This window comes from Nocardiopsis sinuspersici, from assembly GCF_001998325.1.
Taxonomy (GTDB): Bacteria; Actinomycetota; Actinomycetes; order Streptosporangiales; family Streptosporangiaceae; genus Nocardiopsis; species Nocardiopsis sinuspersici.
The window spans coordinates 3,814,793-3,832,272 of the sequence record NZ_MCOK01000001.1; the positions used below are offsets into that span (position 1 = coordinate 3,814,793).

Below are 17,480 nucleotides of genomic sequence, written 5' to 3' on the forward strand. Positions count from 1 at the left end.
ACGGCGGTTGTGCTGCAAGGGTATCCACACCCGGACCCCTTCCAGGTCGCCGTCGGCGCCGGGGGCGCGTCGCCGCGCGGCCTCCGATACGCGGGAAGGGCCTGTGCGGCGGCGGACCGCGCCCCGCGCGGGCCGTGGAAAGATGGGGACCGTCCACCGCCGAGGGCGGTCCGCGAGCTACGGAGGGAGAGCGCGTGGGGATCGGCTGCGTCAGCCGTCGCACCGTGCTGGGCGCGACGGCCGCGGTGGGTGCCGGGGTCCTGGCCGGGTGCGGCGGGACCGAGTGGTACCCCTCGGACGTGACCCCGAACGAGTACGTGCTGCGCTCCGTGATCCGCGAGAAGAAGCGGATGGTCGCGCGCTACGAGGCAGCGGTCGCCGAGGGATCGGGGCCCCCCGAGCTGCTGGGGCGGTTCCTGGAACACCACCTGTCCCACCTGGACGCGCTGCTGGAGGCCCTGCCCGAGGGCTCCGCGCCCACTCCCCCGGTGGAGGGCGCGGGCGCGTCCCCGTCGGCCCCGGAGGAGGACCCCGCGCTGGACGCGGTCCCGGGCGCCGGAGGGCTGGGCGTGCTGGAGGCGGCCGCGACGAGCGCCCGGCTGGACCAGGCGGGCGCCGTCACCGACCAGGGCCTGGCCCAGTTGATCAGCGCTATCGGCGCCTGCGAGGCCGGACACGCGCACCTGCTGGCCGAGGTCTAGGGCATGTATGGCGGATACTCACCCTGCTGCGCGACGCCCCAGCGGCACCCTCGCCGCGTTCTCATCAGTCAACAGCCAAACCAGGATGACTCCTTCTTCGGCCTTGCGAGGCCACCACCGGATACGCCCGCCCGTCTCCCTCCCACCACCCTCAACGGTCGCGCTTCGCGCGCAGCACTCTCCAAACGACGGGCGGCACCCACCACACACGCCCTAGCACGAGCGGGCGTGACGGACCGGCGGGTACCCCCGAGACGGAAGGCAGGTGACAGGTGAGGGAGAGCTCCGCGTCCCCCGAGCAGGACCCGGACGTCGGCCCGGAGGCCCTGGCCGAGGCGCTGCGCGCCGAGCACGCGGCCGTGTACGGGTACGAGTACGTCGGCGGGGCGGCCGAGGACGAGGACCGCCGCGAACGCGCGAAGGACAACGCCTACCAGCACAAGGCGTTGCGCGACGCGCTGCACGCGGCCGCCGTGGAGCGGGGCGTCGACCCGCCGATCGCCCTGGCGTCGTACCCGCTCTCGCAGGGGCACGGCGACGAGGCCGTCGACTCCTACGCCGTGAACCTGGAGGAGACGACGGTACGCGCCTACATGTGGCTGACGGCCTCGCGGGACACCGACCTCAGGGTGACCGGGGCGAGGGCCATGCAGGAGGCGACCGTGCGCGCTCTGGAGTGGGGCGGGACGCTGGACGCCCTGCCCGGTTTCGACGAGGCCGGATAGCCGTGTGGCGGGGCCGGGAGAGCGATCTCCCGGCCCCGCCCGTGTTCCCTACCCGCGGCAGGCGGCGACGGTGCGCTCCACGATCTCGGCCAGGGCGACCTCCTCGCGGTCGCCGGTGGCGCGGTCGCGCAGCTCCACCACGCCGTCCTTGAGACCGCGGCCGACGATGACGCCGGTCGGGACGCCCAGCAGCTCGGCGTCGGTGAACTTCACTCCGGGGGAGACCCCCTTGCGGTCGTCCACCAGCACGCGCAGGCCACGGGCCTCCAGCTCCCGGGCGAGGCGCAGTGCCTCCTCGATCTGCTCGCCCTTGCCGGTACCGACCACGTGCACGTCGGCGGGCGCGATCTCGCGCGGCCAGACGATGCCCTTGTCGTCGTGGGACTGCTCGACGATCGAGGCGACGACGCGCGAGACGCCGATCCCGTAGGAGCCCATGGTGACCCGCTTGGGCTTGCCGTCCGATCCCAGCGCGTCCACCTGGAAGGTGTCGGTGTACTTGCGCCCGAGCTGGAAGATGTGGCCGATCTCGATGCCGCGCGCGGTGTACAGCGTGCCCCGGCCGTCGGGGGAGGGGTCGCCGTCGCGCACCTCGGCGACGTCGATGGTGCCGTCCGGGGTGAAGTCGCGGCCCGCGACCAGGTCGACGACGTGGTGGTCGGCCTTGTCAGCGCCGGTCACCCAGGCGGTACCGGTGACCACCCTGGGGTCGACCAGGTAGCGGACCTTGTTGTCCAGCAGCGCGCGGGGGCCGATGTAGCCCTTGACCAGGAACGGGTTGGCGGCGAAGTCGGCCTCCTCCAGGATCGCGACCTCGGCGGGCTCCAGCGCGGCCTCCAGGCGCTTGAAGTCCACCTCGCGGTCGCCGGGCAGGCCGATGGCCAGCAGCTCCCACTCCTTGGAGCCGGGGGCGCGGGTCTTGACCAGGACGTTCTTGAGGGTGTCGGCCTCGCTGAAGTCGCGGCCCAGGCCGGCCCCGTTGAGGAAGTCCACCAGGGTCTGGATGGTGGCGGTGTCCGGGGTGTGGTGCACCACGGCCTCGGGCAGTCCCTCGACGGGCCGCGCGTCGGGGGCCGGGACGGACACGGCCTCGACGTTGGCGGCGTAGTCGGACTCCGTGCTGCGCACGAAGGTGTCCTCGCCGGTCGGTGCGACGGCCAGGAACTCCTCGGAGGCCGAGCCGCCCATCGCGCCCGAGGTGGCCGACACGACCACGTACTCCAGGCCCAGCCGGTCGAAGATCCGGACGTAGGCGTCGCGGTGCTTGTCGTAGGAGGCCTGCAGACCCTCGTCGTCGATGTCGAAGGAGTAGGAGTCCTTCATGTGGAACTCGCGGCCGCGCAGCACGCCGGCCCGGGGGCGCGCCTCGTCGCGGAACTTCTCCTGGATCTGGTACAGGATGACCGGGAAGTCCTTGTAGGAGGAGTACTCGCCCTTGACCAGGAGCGTGAACAGCTCCTCGTGGGTGGGGCCGAGCAGGTAGTCGGCGCCCTTGCGGTCCTTGAGGCGGAACAGGGTGTCGCCGTACTCCTCCCAGCGCCCGGTGGCCTCGTAGTACTCCCTGGGCAGCAGTGCGGGCAGGAGGACCTCCTGGCCGCCGATGGCGTCCATCTCCTCGCGCACGACCCGTGAGACGTTGTCCAGGACGGTCTTGCCCAGGGGCAGCCAGGAGTAGACGCCGGGGGCCGCCCGGCGCACCAGCCCGGCGCGGACGAGCAGCTTGTGGCTCGGCACCTCGGCGTCCGCCGGGTCCTCGCGCAGGGTGCGCAGGAACAGGGTCGACATCCGCAGTAGCACGGCCACTCCTCGTGGGATACGCAGGAAAAACTGGAAGTCCCGAACACGTCTGGAAGACCCAGAAGAGGTTGGGGTCCCCAGGCTAGCGCCAGGCCGTGTCCGGCGGGCACATATCCTGGCGCCGAGGAACGGAGGCGGAAGTGGGAAGACGCCGCGCGCGGGAACAGGAGCGTGGGCACGAGCAGGAGGAACCCGGTGGGGAGCCGGGCACGGAGCTGCTCGCCGACGCCGACCGGCCGGACTCGTGGTTCCTGGTCGTGGAGGGCACGCCCCAGTCCCACGTGGACCTGTCCGACCCCTCCTACCTGGACTTCTCCTACATGCGCCGGATCGCGCACGCCGCCGACCTCGCGGCTCCCCCGGGAGAGCCCGTGGAGGCCCTGCACCTGGGCGCGGGCGCGCTCACCCTGGCCCGCTACGTGGCGCACACCAGGCCCGGATCCCGGCAGCGCGCGGTGGACGTGGACGCGCCCCTGGTCGACATGGTGCGCCGACGCCTGCCCTGGGACCGCAGGGCGCAGCTGCGCGTGGGCATCGGCGACGCCCGGGAGTGGATCGCCGCCCGGCACGACGACAGCGCCGACCTGGTGATCAGCGACGTGTTCTCCGGCGCGCGCACCCCGGCCCGGCTGACGTCGGCGGAGTTCTACGCCGAGCTGGCGCGCGTCCTGCGACCCACCGGGACGCTGGTGGTCAACATCGGCGACGGCGGGAGCCTGGCCCACACCCGGAGCCAGGTGGCGACCGCGCGGACGGCGCTGCCGCACACGGCCCTGTCCGGCGAACCGGGCGTTCTGCGCGGGCGCCGGTTCGGCAACCTCGTCCTGACCGCGTCCCACCGGCCCCTCCCCCTGGAGGAGCTGGGCCGGCGGGCCCACCGCGATCCGGAGATGGCCCGCCTGCTGGAGGGCGAGGACCTGGACCGCTTCGTCTCGGGCCGCGCGCCCGTCCACGACGCCGACGCCGTCGACTCCCCCGCGCCGCCGGACGGCGTCTTCTAACCCATAGCGGGACAGAGCGGAAAAGCCCTACCGTAGGGCCCATGCGAGTCTCCCCCAGGGCTTCCACACGCGCCGCGCGCCCGCGCCCCTCCGCCCCCGGGGAGGAACCGCCGCCTCGGCTGTGGCCGCACATCCTGGGCGCGTGGGTGGCCACGGTCGGCGGAGTGGCCCTGATCGGCGCCGGTGTCCTGTGGTTCCTGGGCTTTCCCGAGATCGACCGCCCGGCGCGGATCCCGGCGTCCGCCCTGGACGCCGTCGCCACCCGCGCGTTCGCCGTCGTCGCGGGGCTGAGCGGCATCGCCCTGCTGGTGATCGCCTACCACCGGCAGCGCAACAACAACCAGGCGAACCTGCGCGCGCGGAAGGCGGCCGAACGCGAGGACGTCAAACTCTTCAACGACCGCTTCACCGCCGCCTACACCGAACTCGGCGGCGAGCACGCGGCCGTCCGGCTGGGAGCGGTCCACGCCCTGGCCCACCTGGCCGACGACGCGCCCAACCAGGAGCTCAGGCAGACCTGCATCGACGTCCTGTGCGCCTACGTCCGCATGCCCTACGAACCCGAGCCCGTCCCCGCGTCCGCGCTCGGGCAGGGATCCGCCCCCGTCCTCTCCCCCGAACCGGCCGACGGGCGGCAGGCCGAGGAGGAGCACGCCCGGAGACTGGAGTACGCCTCCTTCCGGGAGGTCCGGCACAGCATCCTCCGCGTCATCAGCAGCCGTCTCCGGGAGGACGGCCCCTGGCAGGGCCACAGCTTCGACTTCACCGGGGCCGTCTTCGACGGCGGCCACTTCCGCGGGATGCACCTCTCCTCGGGCTACATGAACTTCAACAGCGCGCGGTTCAACAGCGGGGAGGTGGACTTTCGCTACTCCCGCTTCGACGGCGCCACCGTGTCCTTCCGACATGCCCGCTTCAACGGGGGGACCGTCAACTTCCGCCACGTGCGGTTCACGGCCGGGGCCCGCGTACCGGCCGGGTCCCCGGGGGACGATCCCGAGGCCCTGCGGCTTCAGGGCACGCACGTCGACTTCGCCGTGGCGCGGTTCGGCGGATCCCAGGTCCTGTTCCACGACTGCCGGTTCCTGGAGGAGGCCGGTGCGAGCTTCCGTGTGGCGGAGTTCACCTCGGGGAGCGTGGAGTTCACCAGGGGCGGTGGGGAGGAGGCGTCGGGAACACCGCCGTTCGGGCTGCTGGAGGCCGTGGCGAAGGCCGCACCCGGGGTGGTGGCCCTTCCCCGCGCGTGGAGCACGGACGGCTCCCCGTACTCCGCGGGGAGTACGCCGGTGCCGGAAGACCCTCCCGCCGGGTGACGCGCGCCCCCGAGGGGCTCCCCGTACTCTCGGGGCTGTGGCAGCACTACCTCCGCGTCCCACACGCGCCGACGCCTGGATCACTCTGGTCCTGTTGTTCGTATCCCTGGGCAGCACCTTCGCGGTCGAGCTGGTCGACCCGGTCCCGTCGGTCAACCGCGACCCGTGGCCGTGGGGGTACGCGCTCATCTTGGCCGCCTGCCTGCCGCTCCTGTGGCGGACCGCCTGGCCGTGCGTCACCGCGCTGGCCACGGTCCTGGCCTCGACCCTGTACTACCCCCTGGGCTTCCCCGACGGCATGGTCATGTTCTGTGCCGCCGTCATGCTCTACACCCTGGTCCGCCGGGGGTACCGGTTGTTCGGGTGGGCGCTGGGCATCGGCCAGTTCCTCCTCGTCAACGCCTACGAGATCGTCATGGTCTCGGCCTTCCGTCCCGAGGCGGTCGGCCTCATCGCCTGGGTCATCGTCCTGCTGTGCGCGGGCGAGGTCGTGCGCTGGCGGCAGGAGTACATGCGGGCCGACCGCGAACGCGAGGCCGAGAGCACCCGTACCCGGGAGGAGGAGCTGCTGCGCCGGGCCTCCGAGGAGCGCGTCCGGCTGGCCCGGGACGTGCACGACACGGTCGCGCACAACATCTCCCTCATCAACGTGCAGGCCGGGACCGCCCTCTACCTCATGGAGACCGAGCCCGAGCGGGCCGCCGAGGCACTGGCCACCATCAAGCAGACCAGCAAGGACACCCTCACCGAGCTGCGCGGCATGCTCGGCGTGCTGCGCGCGGTGGACGAGGCGGCGCCGAGGGCGCCCGTCCCCGGGCTGGACCGCGTGGAGGAGCTGGCCGAGGGCACCCGCGGCGCGGGGACCGACGTGGCCGTCGAGGTCGCCGGCGCACCCGGACACCTGCCCGCGGGCACCGGATCCGCCGCCTACCGCACGGTCCAGGAGTCGCTCACCAACGTGGTCCGCCACTCCGGGGCCTCCTCCGCGAAGGTCCGGATCGAGTACCGCCCGTCCCTCCTGGTCGTCGAGGTCACCGACGACGGCCACGGGACCGTCGGGCCGCCGGTACCGGGCAACGGCATCACCGGGATGCGCGAGCGCGCCGCGCTCGTGGGCGGAACAGTGGACGCCGGGCCCCTCCGGGGAGGAGGATTCCGGGTGCGTGCCCGGTTCCCCCTCAACGGCGCCGGGCCGGAGTCCGCCCCCCACGACGAGGAAGCGAGGACCCGTTGATCCGGGTACTGCTCGCAGACGACCAGGCCCTGGTGCGCGCGGGGTTTCGCGCGCTGCTGGACAGCGCCGCCGACATCGAGGTGGTCGCCGAGGCCGCCGACGGCGAGGAGGCCGTCCGACTGGCGTGCGCCGAGCGCCCGGACGTGGTCCTGATGGACATCCGCATGCCCGGCGTGGACGGCCTGGCCGCCGCCGGGCGCGTCCTCGCCGATCCCGGGCTGGAGTCGACGCGGATCGTCATCCTCACCACCTTCGACCTGGACGAGTACATCTTCGAGGCACTGCGCTCGGGGGTCAGCGGCTTCCTGGTCAAGGACACCGAGCCCCGGGACCTGTTGCACGCGGTACGGGTGGTGCACGGCGGCGAGGCGCTGCTCTCGCCCGGGATCACCCGGAGGCTGATCGCCGACTACGCGCGCCGCCCGCCGAGCGCCCCCGCCTCCTCGGTACGGCTGAACGGGCTCACCGAACGCGAGCGCGAGGTGGTCGCCCTGGTCGGCGGCGGCCTGTCCAACGAGGAGATCGCCGCGCACCTGGTGGTCAGCCCGGCCACGGCCAAGACCCACGTCAGCCGGGCCATGGTGAAGCTGGGCGTGCGCGACCGCGCCCAGTTGGTCGTCATCGCCTACGAGACCGCCCTCGTCACTCCCGGGTGGAGCCGGTAGGGCCTCCCGGGGAACCCCGGGGCCGCCTCGGGGATCACCCCTACGCCCGGCGGGGTACCGCCTCCCGCGCTCCTACCCCGGGAGGCGGCCGCGAGGAGTCCCCGCCGAGGCGATGCGGCGGCCCGTGCCCCCGTCGGATGCTGGACCGCGTTCCCACCGCCGAACGCGAGGCCCGACGATGTTCGAAGACCCCCTCCTCCTGGCACGGCTGCAGTTCGCGCTGACCGCTGCCACGCACTACATGTTCGTGGCGCTGACCCTCGGTCTCGCCCCCTACGTCCTCACCACCCAACTGGTCGCCGCGCTGCGCGGCGACCGCTCCCGGACGACCGCCGTGCGGTTCTGGGGCGGCCTGTACCTGGTCAACTACGGCATGGGCGTCCTGTCCGGCCTGGTGATGGAGCTCCAGTTGGCGCTGAACTGGAGCGGCCTGCACGAGGTGTTCGGCTACACCTTCGCCGCTCCCCTGGCCCTGGAGACGATGACGGCGTTCTTCGTCGAGTCCACGTTCCTGGGACTGTGGATCTTCGGCTGGGACCGCATGGGCCGGTGGGCGCACCTGGCCTGTTTCGCCGTCGTCACCGCGACGGCGTACGCGTCGGCGTGGTGGGTGCTGGTCTCCAACGGCTTCCTGCGCAACCCCGTGGGCTTCGAGATGGTCGACGGTACGGCGCACCTGACCGATCCGGCCGCGCTGATGACCAACCCGGCGGCCGTGACGGCGTTCGGGCACATCGTCACCGGAGCCCTGCTGGTCGGCGCCCTGGTCATCGCCGCGACCAGCGCCTACCACCTCATCCGGCGCGACGACGAACACCGGGTCTTCCGGCGCGGCATCCGCTACGCGGCGCTGGTCATGTGCGTCATGCCCATGCCCGTGGCGGGTTTCGGCGGGGTGCAGTTCGGCTTGTTCGGGCAGGATCCGCCCACGAGCGGCCTGACCCGCACCGCCGCCGAGATCGAGGCCGTCGAGGCCGCGAACCCGGGCGGCCCCCTCCTGAACACGGCCAACACGACCGGCGAGGTGGTCATGGTCCTGGCGTGGTCGCTGATGCTCCTCGTCGGCCCGGCCATGCTGCTGGCCTGGCCCTTCGGCGGGCTCGACCGGTGGAGGTGGTTCCTCGCCCCGCTCCTGGCCGCCCCGGTCCTCCCCTACGCGGCGAGCATCGCCGGCTGGGTGTTCCGTGAGACCAACCGCCAGCCCTGGGTAGTGGTGCACCACCTGACCACGGCCGAGGCGGTGACCCCCATGTCCCCGGGCACGGCCGCGGCCTCCTTCGGGTTCTTCACCGCCGCCTTCGCGGTCCTGGCCGCGGTCACCTACTGGCTCCTGGTGCGCTACGCGCGGCGCGGCCCCGGGGGCGGCCCGCTGGCCGAGCACCGAACGGAGCGTCCCGACGACCCCGGCGAACCCGGGGGACCCCGGGAGCCCGCCACCCCCGTCCACACGTTCTGAGCCAGGAAGGCCGCAGCCATGGACTCCCTCTCCTCCGTACTCCTCGCCCTGCTCGTCGTGGGCCACCTCGTCCTCGCGGGCGCCGACGTGGGCCTCGGCATGCTGATGCCGCACGTGGCGCGCGGCACGGAGCAGCGCCGCCGCGTGGTCGCCGCGATCGCCCCCTACTTCCTCGCCTCGGAGGTGTGGCTGGTCGCCGCCGTCGGCGTCCTGGCGGGCATGTTCCCCGTCCTGGAGCACCACGCGGTCACCGAGCTGTGGCCGGTGCTCGCCGCCCTGCTGGCCGGATGGCTGGTGCGCGACGCCGGACTGTGGCTGCGCGCCCGCGTGGACGGCGACCGCTGGCGGCTGGCCTGCGACGGCGCGATCGTCGCGGGCAGTTGGACCCTGGCCGCCGCGTGGGGGCTGACGGTGGCGGGCCTGCTCACGGACGGGCTCACCGCCAGCCCGTTCACCGTGCTGTGCGCGGTCACCGTCATGGCGCTGTTCGCGCTGCGCGGCGCGGCCTTCGGCTCCGAGCGGCTGGTCGGCTCCGCCGACTCCGGTGGCGCGGAGCCCGAGTGCGCGGACGTCGTCGCGCGCGACACCCGCGTGCTCGCCCGGGCCGCCCTGTGCGCGGCGGTACCGGCCGGGGCGTCGGCGGCGCTGCCCGGCGGTCCGGTGCTGGCCGCGGTCCCCGTCGCGGTCGTCCTGACCACGGTGCTGCTGGTCGCGCTGGCGGCCACCAGCGGCCTGGCGGGCCCGATGCTGTCCCGGCACACGTCGGCGGCGGCGATCGCGGTCCCGGGCCTGCTGGTGGCGCTGGCGGCCCACCTGCCCTCGGCTCCGATCCCCTCCACGGTCACGGTGCTCGTGTGGGCGGTCCTGGTCCCCGTGGTTCCGGTCATGTTCGTCGGCCAGGTTTGGCTCTACCGAATGACGCGCCGCCCGGCGGCCGTACCGACCTTCTTCGCCTGACCCGAGGAGGCGGACTCCCAGGTCGCCACGGGTACGGCTGTTCCACGGCGGTCCCGCGGCGCCCGTCGGGGCGCCCGTGCCGGGTTGGGGAGGCGGGCGGGCGGGCACGTCCCCGTCCGGGAAACACGCCCGTGACGCCCCTCCCACCGGGGGAGGCTACGGCGTGATCGCGCGCGGGCGCTGTCGAGCCTCCGAGGAGGAACCGTGACCCACCCCCTGACCACGACCCCCGACCTGAGCGGATGCAACTGCGGCCCGAGTTGTGGCTGTGGCTGCCAGAACGGCGGCTCCTGCAACTGCGGCGGAAGCTGCGGTTAGAGGATCTCCGGTCCCGGCCCCCGGCGGCCGGAGAAGCCCGTCCCCTTCCCGCGGGCCGCCCTTCCGGGGCGGCCCGCTCCCGTCTTCGCCTCCGCGCACCGGCCCGCTCCGGCCGTACTCTCCCACTCCGACACGTCGCGACACCGAGCGACTATAGGTATACGCTGTGCTACCAAGTGAAGCTGCGTATCCACCCGTTGGGGGAGATCAGCGATGCCGCCGTTCACCAGGTCAGCGTCGGGGAGGGGCCACCTCTCCGAACACGCGAGGCTGCTCCAGTACGTGCTGTGCGTCCGGGAGCGTTCGACGCGGGCGGTTCCCTGGGAGCCGCACACGGTCGGGGTCCCGGCCCCGAGGTCCTCCAGCGCCCTGGCCCGCATCAACGACGTCGCCTTCTACGCGAACGCCCGCGAGGAGGTCTCCGCCCTGGCCGGCGTGTGCGTGGACCTGCTGTACCTGCACACCCCCGTGACGGGGGAGCACGGCGAGTGCCACTGCGGGGGATGCCTTCTGGCCTGGCCCTGCCCCACCTTCGCCAGGCTCTGCCGCCTACTGGCCTAGGCGTACCGGCCCGAGAGGCGGGGAACGGCGGGTGCCGAGGCGGTACCGGGGCCCACCGGCTCCGACCGCCGGCCTCCCGAAACGGACGCCGCCCGCCGAAGTCGGGGCGCGATCCGACTTCGGCGGGCGGCGGTTCTCGCCTGCCGTCCGCTGACACCCCACGGCCGAACCGTCGGATGCCCTCACCGGGCCAGGCATATCCAGAGGTTAATACTGGAACGCGTTCTACCGCAAGACCCGGAGGCCCCTCCTTGTACGGCGTGAACCAAGGAGAATAGGGCCAGCCAGGGTATTGGAACGTGATCTACTCGGCTCGGCCGGGACGGATCGCCGGCCAGGGGACCAGCTCACGCGGTGGTGGACGCGCGCGGCACGTCCGGCGGCGCGGGGGCCGCGCACGGCGGCGCTTCCTCGTCGGGCCCCGCCCGGCGACGGCGCGGTCGGAGCCGGGGGAACTCCTCCCCGCCGTCGCGGGACCGGTCAGGCCCAGGGGCGGGGGACAGCCCCTGGGACCGACCTTGGGGGCGGCAGGGCGCAGCGGCCCGGACTCCGCGGGAGGGGGGATCCTCCCCGCAGGGGCGCGCCCTACCCGACAGACGTTAACGATGCACCGGTAACGCGAACACCCCCCATCGGATAACCGGAGCGTCTCGATTCGTCCTGGTGGGCGCCTCACACTCGTTCTCGACCTGCGCGGACACGCTCCCCCGTCCGCGGTCCGCCCCCAGAACCCCAGTGCTCACAGAGGCCACAAAAGACCCGGAAACCACACTGGAACGAACCCGTCCCAGGGAAGCGGCAACAGCAAAACCGGGAACCGAAAGCGGCAACCCGGGGGAAGGTTGCACGGGGTTGCGATTCCCGGCCGATGCAAGAAAGGCACGGCCCGGGGTGTTCGCCCCGGGCACGGAGTCAGCTTATCCGCGTGGCCAGCAGATATGCGGAGGGGCTGTCCGCGTCAACGATATCGGTCACCCTCCACGCCTGGCCGCCGACGCTGAACACGTCGCCCACACGGACGTCGATCATGGGCGTGGGGCGCCACTCCCTCGGCCCACCGATCTTGGCGACCGGCTGCCCGTCGTCGCCGATCCAGAAGCTGCCCCCTCCAACCGGGCCTCCCGCGAAGCGGTCGTTCCGCCCGTAACTGATCTTCTCCTGCGCGCCGACCTCGTGGACCACAGTGGATTCAGTCCCAACCGTCTCGGATTCCATTGAAAACTCAGCCATGCTAACCCGGGCAGGGCAATTGAGGATGCCGTTTCCGGGCCTGTCCGGTGTTTCGATCAGAGTAACTGACAAAAGTAATGCGCGGGTTGGGACCAAAGTCCCGACCCGCGCATCGGTCAATAACTGAATTATCAGTCCCCCGAGGAGGAGTTCCGACCGCCCTTGAGTTTGCCCACCAGGGTCTCGAACGCCGAGCTGAACGGGTGGTCGTGCACCATGTAGGTCCACGTCATCGACGGACGCTTGACACCCACCGAGCCGACGTCGAGTTCGCCGTCCTGCGCCTCCAGTTCCTCGAAGCTCTCGGCGGCGCGGGCGCGCGCCTCGTCCAAGAAGCCCTTGAAGACCGGCACCGCCTCGCGGTTGAACTCGTCCAACGGGTCGCGGCGGCCCAGGAAGCGCAGGTGGATGCCCTCCCGCAGCTCCGCCAGGAAGGCGTTGTGGTCGGTCCAGCCCTGGTCCAGGTGGTACAGGGTGATCAGGCGCGCCGCCTGGGCGACCTTCTCCTCCCCCACCTCCTCCACCAGCTCCGCGTGCCGCTCCTTGCGGTCGGACCTGACCTGCCGGTCGCCCTGGTCCCCGGTCAGGACCATCTCGCGGTGCTCCAGCACCACGTCGCGCTGCACGTCGATCAGCTGGTTGTACCGCCAGGTGTTGCGGTGCACCTCCAGGAGCTGCCCCTCGGCGACCCGCTGCGCGTGGTCGACCATGCTCAGCCAGCCCTCGTCGGTGATCTCGCCCTCGGCGGTGGTCTGGTACCCCGTGCTCTCCGAGCCGTGGTTGACCACCAGGTCGTCGTCCATGCTGACGAAGAAGATGGAGTCGCCCGGGTCGCCCTGGCGCCCGGCGCGGCCGCGCAGCTGCCCGTCCAGGCGGCTGCTGGGGTAGCGGCCGAAGCCCATCACGTACAGGCCGCCGGTCTCCACCACCCGGTCGCGGTCGGCCATGTCGCTGCCGCCCAGCCGGATGTCGGTACCGCGGCCCGCCATCTGCGTGGAGACGGTGACGGCGCCGTAGGTGCCCGCCTCGGCGATGATGGAGGCCTCGTCGGCGTCGTTCTTGGCGTTGAGGACCACGCACTCCAGCCCGGCCTCGCGCAGGCGCCCGGCCAGCAGCTCGGACTCGGCCACGTCCTGGGTGCCGATGAGGATCGGCCGCCCGGTCTTGTGGACCTCCTCCACCTTGGCGACGAGGGCGTCCTCCTTCTCCTCGCGCGTGGCGTACAGGCGCGTGCCGTGGTCCTCCCGGACGTTGGGCTTGTTGGAGGGGATGACCGCGACCTCCAGCTCGTAGAACTCGCGGAGCTGTTCGGCGACGGCCATCGCGGTACCGGTCATACCGCCGCGCGTGGGATAGCGCAGGACGAGCGACTGCACGGTGATGGAGTCCAGCACCTCGCCGGTCTCGCTGAGCGCCACCTTCTCCTTGGCCTCGACCGCGGCCTGCAGGCCGTCCGGCCAGCGCTGGAGCAGGGCGATGCGGCCGCGCGACTCGTTGATGATCCGGACCTCGCCGTCGCGCACCACGTAGTGGACGTCGCGCTGGAGCAGGACGTGGGCGTGCAGGGCCAGGTTGACCTGCGGCAGGACGGAGGTGTCGTCCTCGGAGTACAGGTCCACCCCGTCCAGCGCCTTCTCCACGACGTCGATCCCGGCGTCGGTGAGCTGGACGTTGCGGCCCTCGGCGTCGATCTCGTAGTGCAGACGCGGCTTGAGCGCGCGGACGACGTCGGCCATCTCCACGTCGGCGGCCAGGCTCTCGGCGGCACCGGCCAGCACCAGCGGGACGCGGGCCTCGTCGACGAGCACCGAGTCGGCCTCGTCGACGATCGCCACGTTGGGCGGCGGCACGACCCGGTCCGCGATGTCGGTGACCATGCGGTCGCGCAGGACGTCGAAGCCCAGCTCGCTGACGGCCGCGTAGGTGACGTCGCAGGAGTAGGCCGCGCGGCGCTCCTGGGGCGTGGAGTCCTCGTTGATCCAGCCGACGGTGACACCGAGCATGTCGTAGAGGGGGCGCATCCACTCGGCGTCGCGCTTGGCCAGGTAGTCGTTGACGCTCAGCAGGTGCACGCGCTGGCCGCGCAGCGCGAACCCGGCCGCCGCCAGGGCGCCCGAGAGGGTCTTGCCCTCGCCCGTGGCCATCTCGGCGACGTGGCCGTCGAGCAGGGCCATGACACCGAGGAGCTGCACGTCGAATGGTCGCTCGTCGAGGGTGCGCCGGGCGGCCTCGCGACCGACGGCGCACAGCTGCACGAGGTCTTCACGACCGTAGGGGAGTTCGGCGTTGCCGAGTTCGATGGCCTTGTCCGTCAGCTCGGTGTCGCTGAGCTCACGCAGACCATCCTCCTCGGCCTCGATCGCCGACAGGAGCTTGGTATAGGGCCGTAGATCCACCGCGCCGGGCTTACCCAGGAAGCGGCGGACGCTTTCCGCCATTCGTCCGAACACCACCACAGAGTAACGCCGGACACACACGTTTGTGGAACCACGGGTGCCCACATGTCCGGATACTTCGGTCGCGGCCTCTCCTCGGCGTCGATGGGGGCACCCGCGGCTCAGGCGAGCTGGCGGTGGTGGCCCTGACGGGCCTCCAGGGCCATGCCGTACTTGACCAGCGTCACCAGGACCCGGATGACGGAGTTGCGGTCGCGGGCGTCGCAGTAGACGACGGGGACCTCCGGGGGCAGGTCCAGGGCCTCGCGCAGCTCGTCGGGGCTGTAGAGCGCCTCGGGGTCGAACTCGTTGACGGCCACGACGAAGGGCAGCCGGTACTGGCGCTCGAAGTAGTCCAGTGCCTGGAAGGTGTCCTCCAGGCGTCGGGTGTCGGCCAGGATCACCGCGCCCAGCGCGCCGCGGACGAGGTCGTCCCACATGAACCAGAAGCGCTGCTGGCCCGGGGTGCCGAACAGGAAGAGGGTCAGGTCGGTGTCCAGCGAGATGCGGCCGAAGTCCATCGCGACCGTGGTGCTCGTCTTGTCCGGCGTGTGGGAGAGGTCGTCGACACCGACGCTGGCGGCGGTGACCGCGGCCTCGGTGCGGACGGGCGGGATCTCCGATACGGCACCGACGAACGTGGTCTTCCCGACCCCGAAGCCCCCGGCGACGATGATCTTGGTGGACAGCTCGTTGGACGCCTGGACATGGTTCGTGCTGTTTGCTGGATCGATCACAGTTAGTCCTAGAGGGAGTGCCGGGACTGTGGGAGCCGAGGAGCTCGCACGACCCGGTCCTGAGGGGTACGGGACTCGCCGGGTTGGGTACCGCCACGAGAGGCACCGCTCCTGGAACCTAACACCGGATGGCCGTCAGAGACGGCGTTTCGGCTCTTTGGTGCAACGAAACACAGCTTTCGTGGGACAGGGGACGACGGGGCGCGAACGACCCGAGGAGCCACGGGCACCGGCGGCCTCCCGTGGCGATGGGTACCCTGCCCGGAACCGACCGTAGCCAGGTAAGCACACATTTGTACCCCGACGGGGCGACTTTACGACATTGTGAGCGGCCATTTTCGGCCGCTTTCGGCCGCGCCAATCCCTGTCTGGCCCGGTTCCCGGAGTCTACGGTGGAGGCAGGCCCCCGCACCGGCAAGTGCGGTCGCGGAAAAGACTCCTGGCACGAGGACGCGACCATCCGCGGGAGCCCCGGCGGCGTCCCGGGTGGACGACCACCCGCCGACGCCTCGCTCTTCGGCGTCGGCTGGTCGGCACCACGGTCGGCGCTCCGGCGCCCCACCGGCCCACAACCGTCCACGTGGGCCGGTGGCGGCCTTTCCCGGCCCCTCCCCTCCCATGCGTCGGCGCCGCGCCCGGGAGCGGGACGGCGTACCAGCGGCCCTCCGCCCACGTTGGCCGTAGTATGGGCTGGCCCTCCCCGTCCGTTCCGGACCCTCGCCCGCGCGCGCGTGAGCGAGGGCGCGGACGGGGCAAGCAAGTCCGAGACGAAACTGTGAGCCGAGAACCCCACATGTCCGATCAGCGCGTCGTCCGCCCCACTCCCGTCAGCGGTTTCCCCGAGTGGACCCCCCAGGTCCGGGCCGTGGAGCAGCGCTGGCTGGACCATATCCGCGCCGGGTTCGAGTCCTTTGGCTTCGCGTCGGTGGAGACCCCGTCCGTGGAGAACCTGGACGTGCTGACGGCCAAGGGCGAGACCTCCCAGGAGGTCTACACCCTGCACCGCCTCCAGGCCGACGCCAAGGACGACTCCGACGCCAGGCTCGGACTGCACTTCGACCTGACCGTGCCCTTCGCCCGGTACGTCGCCCAGCACTTCAACGAGCTGACCTTCCCGTTCAAGCGCTACCAGATGCAGCGCGTGTGGCGGGGCGAGCGCCCCCAGGAGGGACGCTTCCGCGAGTTCACCCAGTGCGACATCGACGTCATCAACGTCGACTCCGTGCCGCTGCACTTCGACGCCGAGCTGCCGCGCATCGTGCACCGGGTGCTCAGCGGCCTGGACATCCCCGCCTGGACGCTCAACGTCAACAACCGCAAGGTCCTCCAGGGCTTCTACGAGGGCCTGGGCGTCAAGGACCCGGTCGCGGTCATCCGAGCCGTGGACAAGCTCCACAAGATCGGTGACGACGGCGTGCGCCGGATCCTGCTGGCCGACGGCCTGACCGGCGAGCAGGCCAACGCGTGCCTGGAGCTGGCCCGGATCCGGGGCACCGGGTCCGACGTCGCCGAGCGGGTCCGCGCCCTGGGCGTGTCATCCGAACTTCTCGACGAGGGCCTGGAGGAGCTCGCCTTCGTCATGGGCGACCTGGCCGACCTGCCCCAGGACGACGTCGTCGCCGACCTGTCCATCGCCCGCGGCCTGGACTACTACACCGGCACGGTCTACGAGGCCTCCTTCGACGACGACCCCGGGTACGGGAGCATCTGCGCGGGCGGCCGGTACGAGGACCTGGCCGGGCAGTTCATCCGCAGGAGGCTGCCGGGCGTGGGCATCTCCATCGGCCTCACCCGCATCTTCGCCAAGCTCGTCGCGGAGGGCCGCGTCCGGGAGGGGAGGTCCTGCCCCACCGACGTGATGGTCGTGGTGCCCGGCGCCGAGCGCCGCCGCGAGGCCCTGCGCACCGGCGAGCTGCTGCGCGGCCGCGGGTTCAACACCGAGGTGTTCCACTCCACCGCCAAGGTCGGCAAGCAGATCCAGTACGCCGCCAAGAAGGGCATCCCCTTCGTGTGGTTCCCGCCGTTCGACGACGGCGGCGACCACGAGGTCAAGGACATGGGCTCCGGCGAGCAGGGCCCGGCCGACCCCGGCACCTGGACGCCCGGTACCGCGGACACGGGCACGGAGGCGGGCGCGGAGGCGGGCGCGGGCACCGCGGGGTAGCCGTCCCGGGGCGTGCCCGGCGCACACCGGGCACGCCCTACCACCTTCCCGGCCGGGATGGGCGGTTTCGGCCCCATCGTGCCGGAACCGGCCACCGTGGGGACAGGTCCGACCCACGGGTGCGACACTGGGGACGGCGTTCCCCGCGCGCCGCGTCGGCGCGGTGCGCGGGCCGGTTCGGTGTCC

General features: G+C 72.1%; 14 protein-coding genes. 10 read left to right on the forward strand and 4 right to left on the reverse strand.

What is annotated here, in order from left to right; translation table 11 throughout:
• The first annotated feature begins 194 nt into the window (after positions 1–194).
• On the forward strand, positions 195–701 hold the full coding sequence (locus tag NOSIN_RS16515; RefSeq protein ID WP_077691607.1) for a ferritin-like domain-containing protein: 507 nt from the start codon (positions 195–197) through the stop codon (positions 699–701).
• A gap of 272 nt (positions 702–973) precedes the next feature.
• Positions 974–1,426 (forward strand): ferritin-like domain-containing protein, encoded by a 453-nt coding sequence (locus NOSIN_RS16520; protein ID WP_077691608.1) that lies wholly within the window; start codon positions 974–976, stop codon positions 1,424–1,426.
• A 48-nt stretch (positions 1,427–1,474) separates the two neighbouring features.
• On the opposite strand, the gene NOSIN_RS16525 is transcribed toward NOSIN_RS16520, so the two are convergent.
• A complete protein-coding gene (locus tag NOSIN_RS16525; protein WP_077691609.1) occupies positions 1,475–3,211 on the reverse strand; it encodes a proline--tRNA ligase in 1,737 nt (578 codons plus the stop codon).
• A gap of 152 nt (positions 3,212–3,363) precedes the next feature.
• On the opposite strand from NOSIN_RS16525, the gene NOSIN_RS16530 reads away from it, so the two are divergent.
• The 7 genes from NOSIN_RS16530 to NOSIN_RS16560 all read left to right on the forward strand — a co-directional run bounded on the left by NOSIN_RS16530 (position 3,364) and on the right by NOSIN_RS16560 (position 10,728).
• A complete protein-coding gene (locus NOSIN_RS16530; protein ID WP_077691610.1) occupies positions 3,364–4,224 on the forward strand; it encodes a spermidine synthase in 861 nt (286 codons plus the stop codon).
• Positions 4,225–4,265: 41 nt separating this feature from the next.
• Positions 4,266–5,537, forward strand: coding sequence for a pentapeptide repeat-containing protein (locus NOSIN_RS16535; protein ID WP_077691611.1), 1,272 nt, complete (start codon positions 4,266–4,268; stop codon positions 5,535–5,537).
• 37 nt (positions 5,538–5,574) lie between these two features.
• Complete coding sequence (locus NOSIN_RS16540; RefSeq protein ID WP_077691612.1) at positions 5,575–6,771, forward strand: sensor histidine kinase; 1,197 nt, start codon at positions 5,575–5,577, stop codon at positions 6,769–6,771.
• The gene (locus tag NOSIN_RS16545; RefSeq protein ID WP_077691613.1) at positions 6,768–7,436 is read left to right on the forward strand and encodes a response regulator; all 669 of its coding nucleotides are present in this window, start codon (positions 6,768–6,770) and stop codon (positions 7,434–7,436) included. The genes NOSIN_RS16540 and NOSIN_RS16545 overlap by 4 nt, the downstream gene beginning before the upstream one ends.
• A gap of 178 nt (positions 7,437–7,614) precedes the next feature.
• A complete protein-coding gene (locus tag NOSIN_RS16550; protein WP_077691614.1) occupies positions 7,615–8,892 on the forward strand; it encodes a cytochrome ubiquinol oxidase subunit I in 1,278 nt (425 codons plus the stop codon).
• A gap of 18 nt (positions 8,893–8,910) precedes the next feature.
• On the forward strand, positions 8,911–9,849 hold the full coding sequence (locus NOSIN_RS16555; protein WP_077691615.1) for a cytochrome d ubiquinol oxidase subunit II: 939 nt from the start codon (positions 8,911–8,913) through the stop codon (positions 9,847–9,849).
• 531 nt (positions 9,850–10,380) lie between these two features.
• Positions 10,381–10,728, forward strand: coding sequence for a hypothetical protein (locus tag NOSIN_RS16560; RefSeq protein ID WP_077691616.1), 348 nt, complete (start codon positions 10,381–10,383; stop codon positions 10,726–10,728).
• Between the two features lie 912 nt (positions 10,729–11,640).
• Here NOSIN_RS16560 and NOSIN_RS16565 read toward each other — a convergent pair.
• The 3 genes from NOSIN_RS16565 to NOSIN_RS16575 form a co-directional block, all read right to left on the reverse strand.
• The gene (locus NOSIN_RS16565; RefSeq protein WP_218908647.1) at positions 11,641–11,943 is read right to left on the reverse strand and encodes a DUF6406 domain-containing protein; all 303 of its coding nucleotides are present in this window, start codon (positions 11,941–11,943) and stop codon (positions 11,641–11,643) included.
• A 146-nt stretch (positions 11,944–12,089) separates the two neighbouring features.
• Positions 12,090–14,396, reverse strand: a complete 2,307-nt coding sequence (gene secA2, locus NOSIN_RS16570; protein WP_077691617.1) for an accessory Sec system translocase SecA2 — start codon at positions 14,394–14,396, stop codon at positions 12,090–12,092.
• Positions 14,397–14,515: 119 nt separating this feature from the next.
• Positions 14,516–15,130 carry a GTP-binding protein gene (locus tag NOSIN_RS16575; RefSeq protein ID WP_077691618.1) on the reverse strand — a complete coding sequence of 205 codons (615 nt, stop codon included), beginning with the start codon at positions 15,128–15,130 and terminating at the stop codon, positions 14,516–14,518.
• 793 nt (positions 15,131–15,923) lie between these two features.
• Here NOSIN_RS16575 and hisS point away from each other — a divergent pair.
• Positions 15,924–17,294: a histidine--tRNA ligase gene (hisS, locus tag NOSIN_RS16580; RefSeq protein WP_077691619.1), complete on the forward strand. Its 1,371-nt coding sequence runs from the start codon at positions 15,924–15,926 to the stop codon at positions 17,292–17,294.
• Positions 17,295–17,480 lie beyond the last annotated feature (186 nt).

Bases quoted from the DNA above. Each gene is read 5' to 3' on its own strand.
- NOSIN_RS16525 (WP_077691609.1), bottom strand. From the start codon at position 3,211: ATGTCGACCCTGTTCCTGCGCACCCTGCGCGAGGACCCGGCGGACGCC.
- secA2 (WP_077691617.1), bottom strand. From the start codon at position 14,396: ATGGCGGAAAGCGTCCGCCGCTTCCTGGGTAAGCCCGGCGCGGTGGAT.
- NOSIN_RS16550 (WP_077691614.1), top strand. From the start codon at position 7,615: ATGTTCGAAGACCCCCTCCTCCTGGCACGGCTGCAGTTCGCGCTGACC.
- NOSIN_RS16560 (WP_077691616.1), top strand. From the start codon at position 10,381: ATGCCGCCGTTCACCAGGTCAGCGTCGGGGAGGGGCCACCTCTCCGAA.
- NOSIN_RS16555 (WP_077691615.1), top strand. From the start codon at position 8,911: ATGGACTCCCTCTCCTCCGTACTCCTCGCCCTGCTCGTCGTGGGCCAC.
- hisS (WP_077691619.1), top strand. From the start codon at position 15,924: ATGTCCGATCAGCGCGTCGTCCGCCCCACTCCCGTCAGCGGTTTCCCC.
- NOSIN_RS16535 (WP_077691611.1), top strand. From the start codon at position 4,266: ATGCGAGTCTCCCCCAGGGCTTCCACACGCGCCGCGCGCCCGCGCCCC.
- NOSIN_RS16565 (WP_218908647.1), bottom strand. From the start codon at position 11,943: ATGGAATCCGAGACGGTTGGGACTGAATCCACTGTGGTCCACGAGGTC.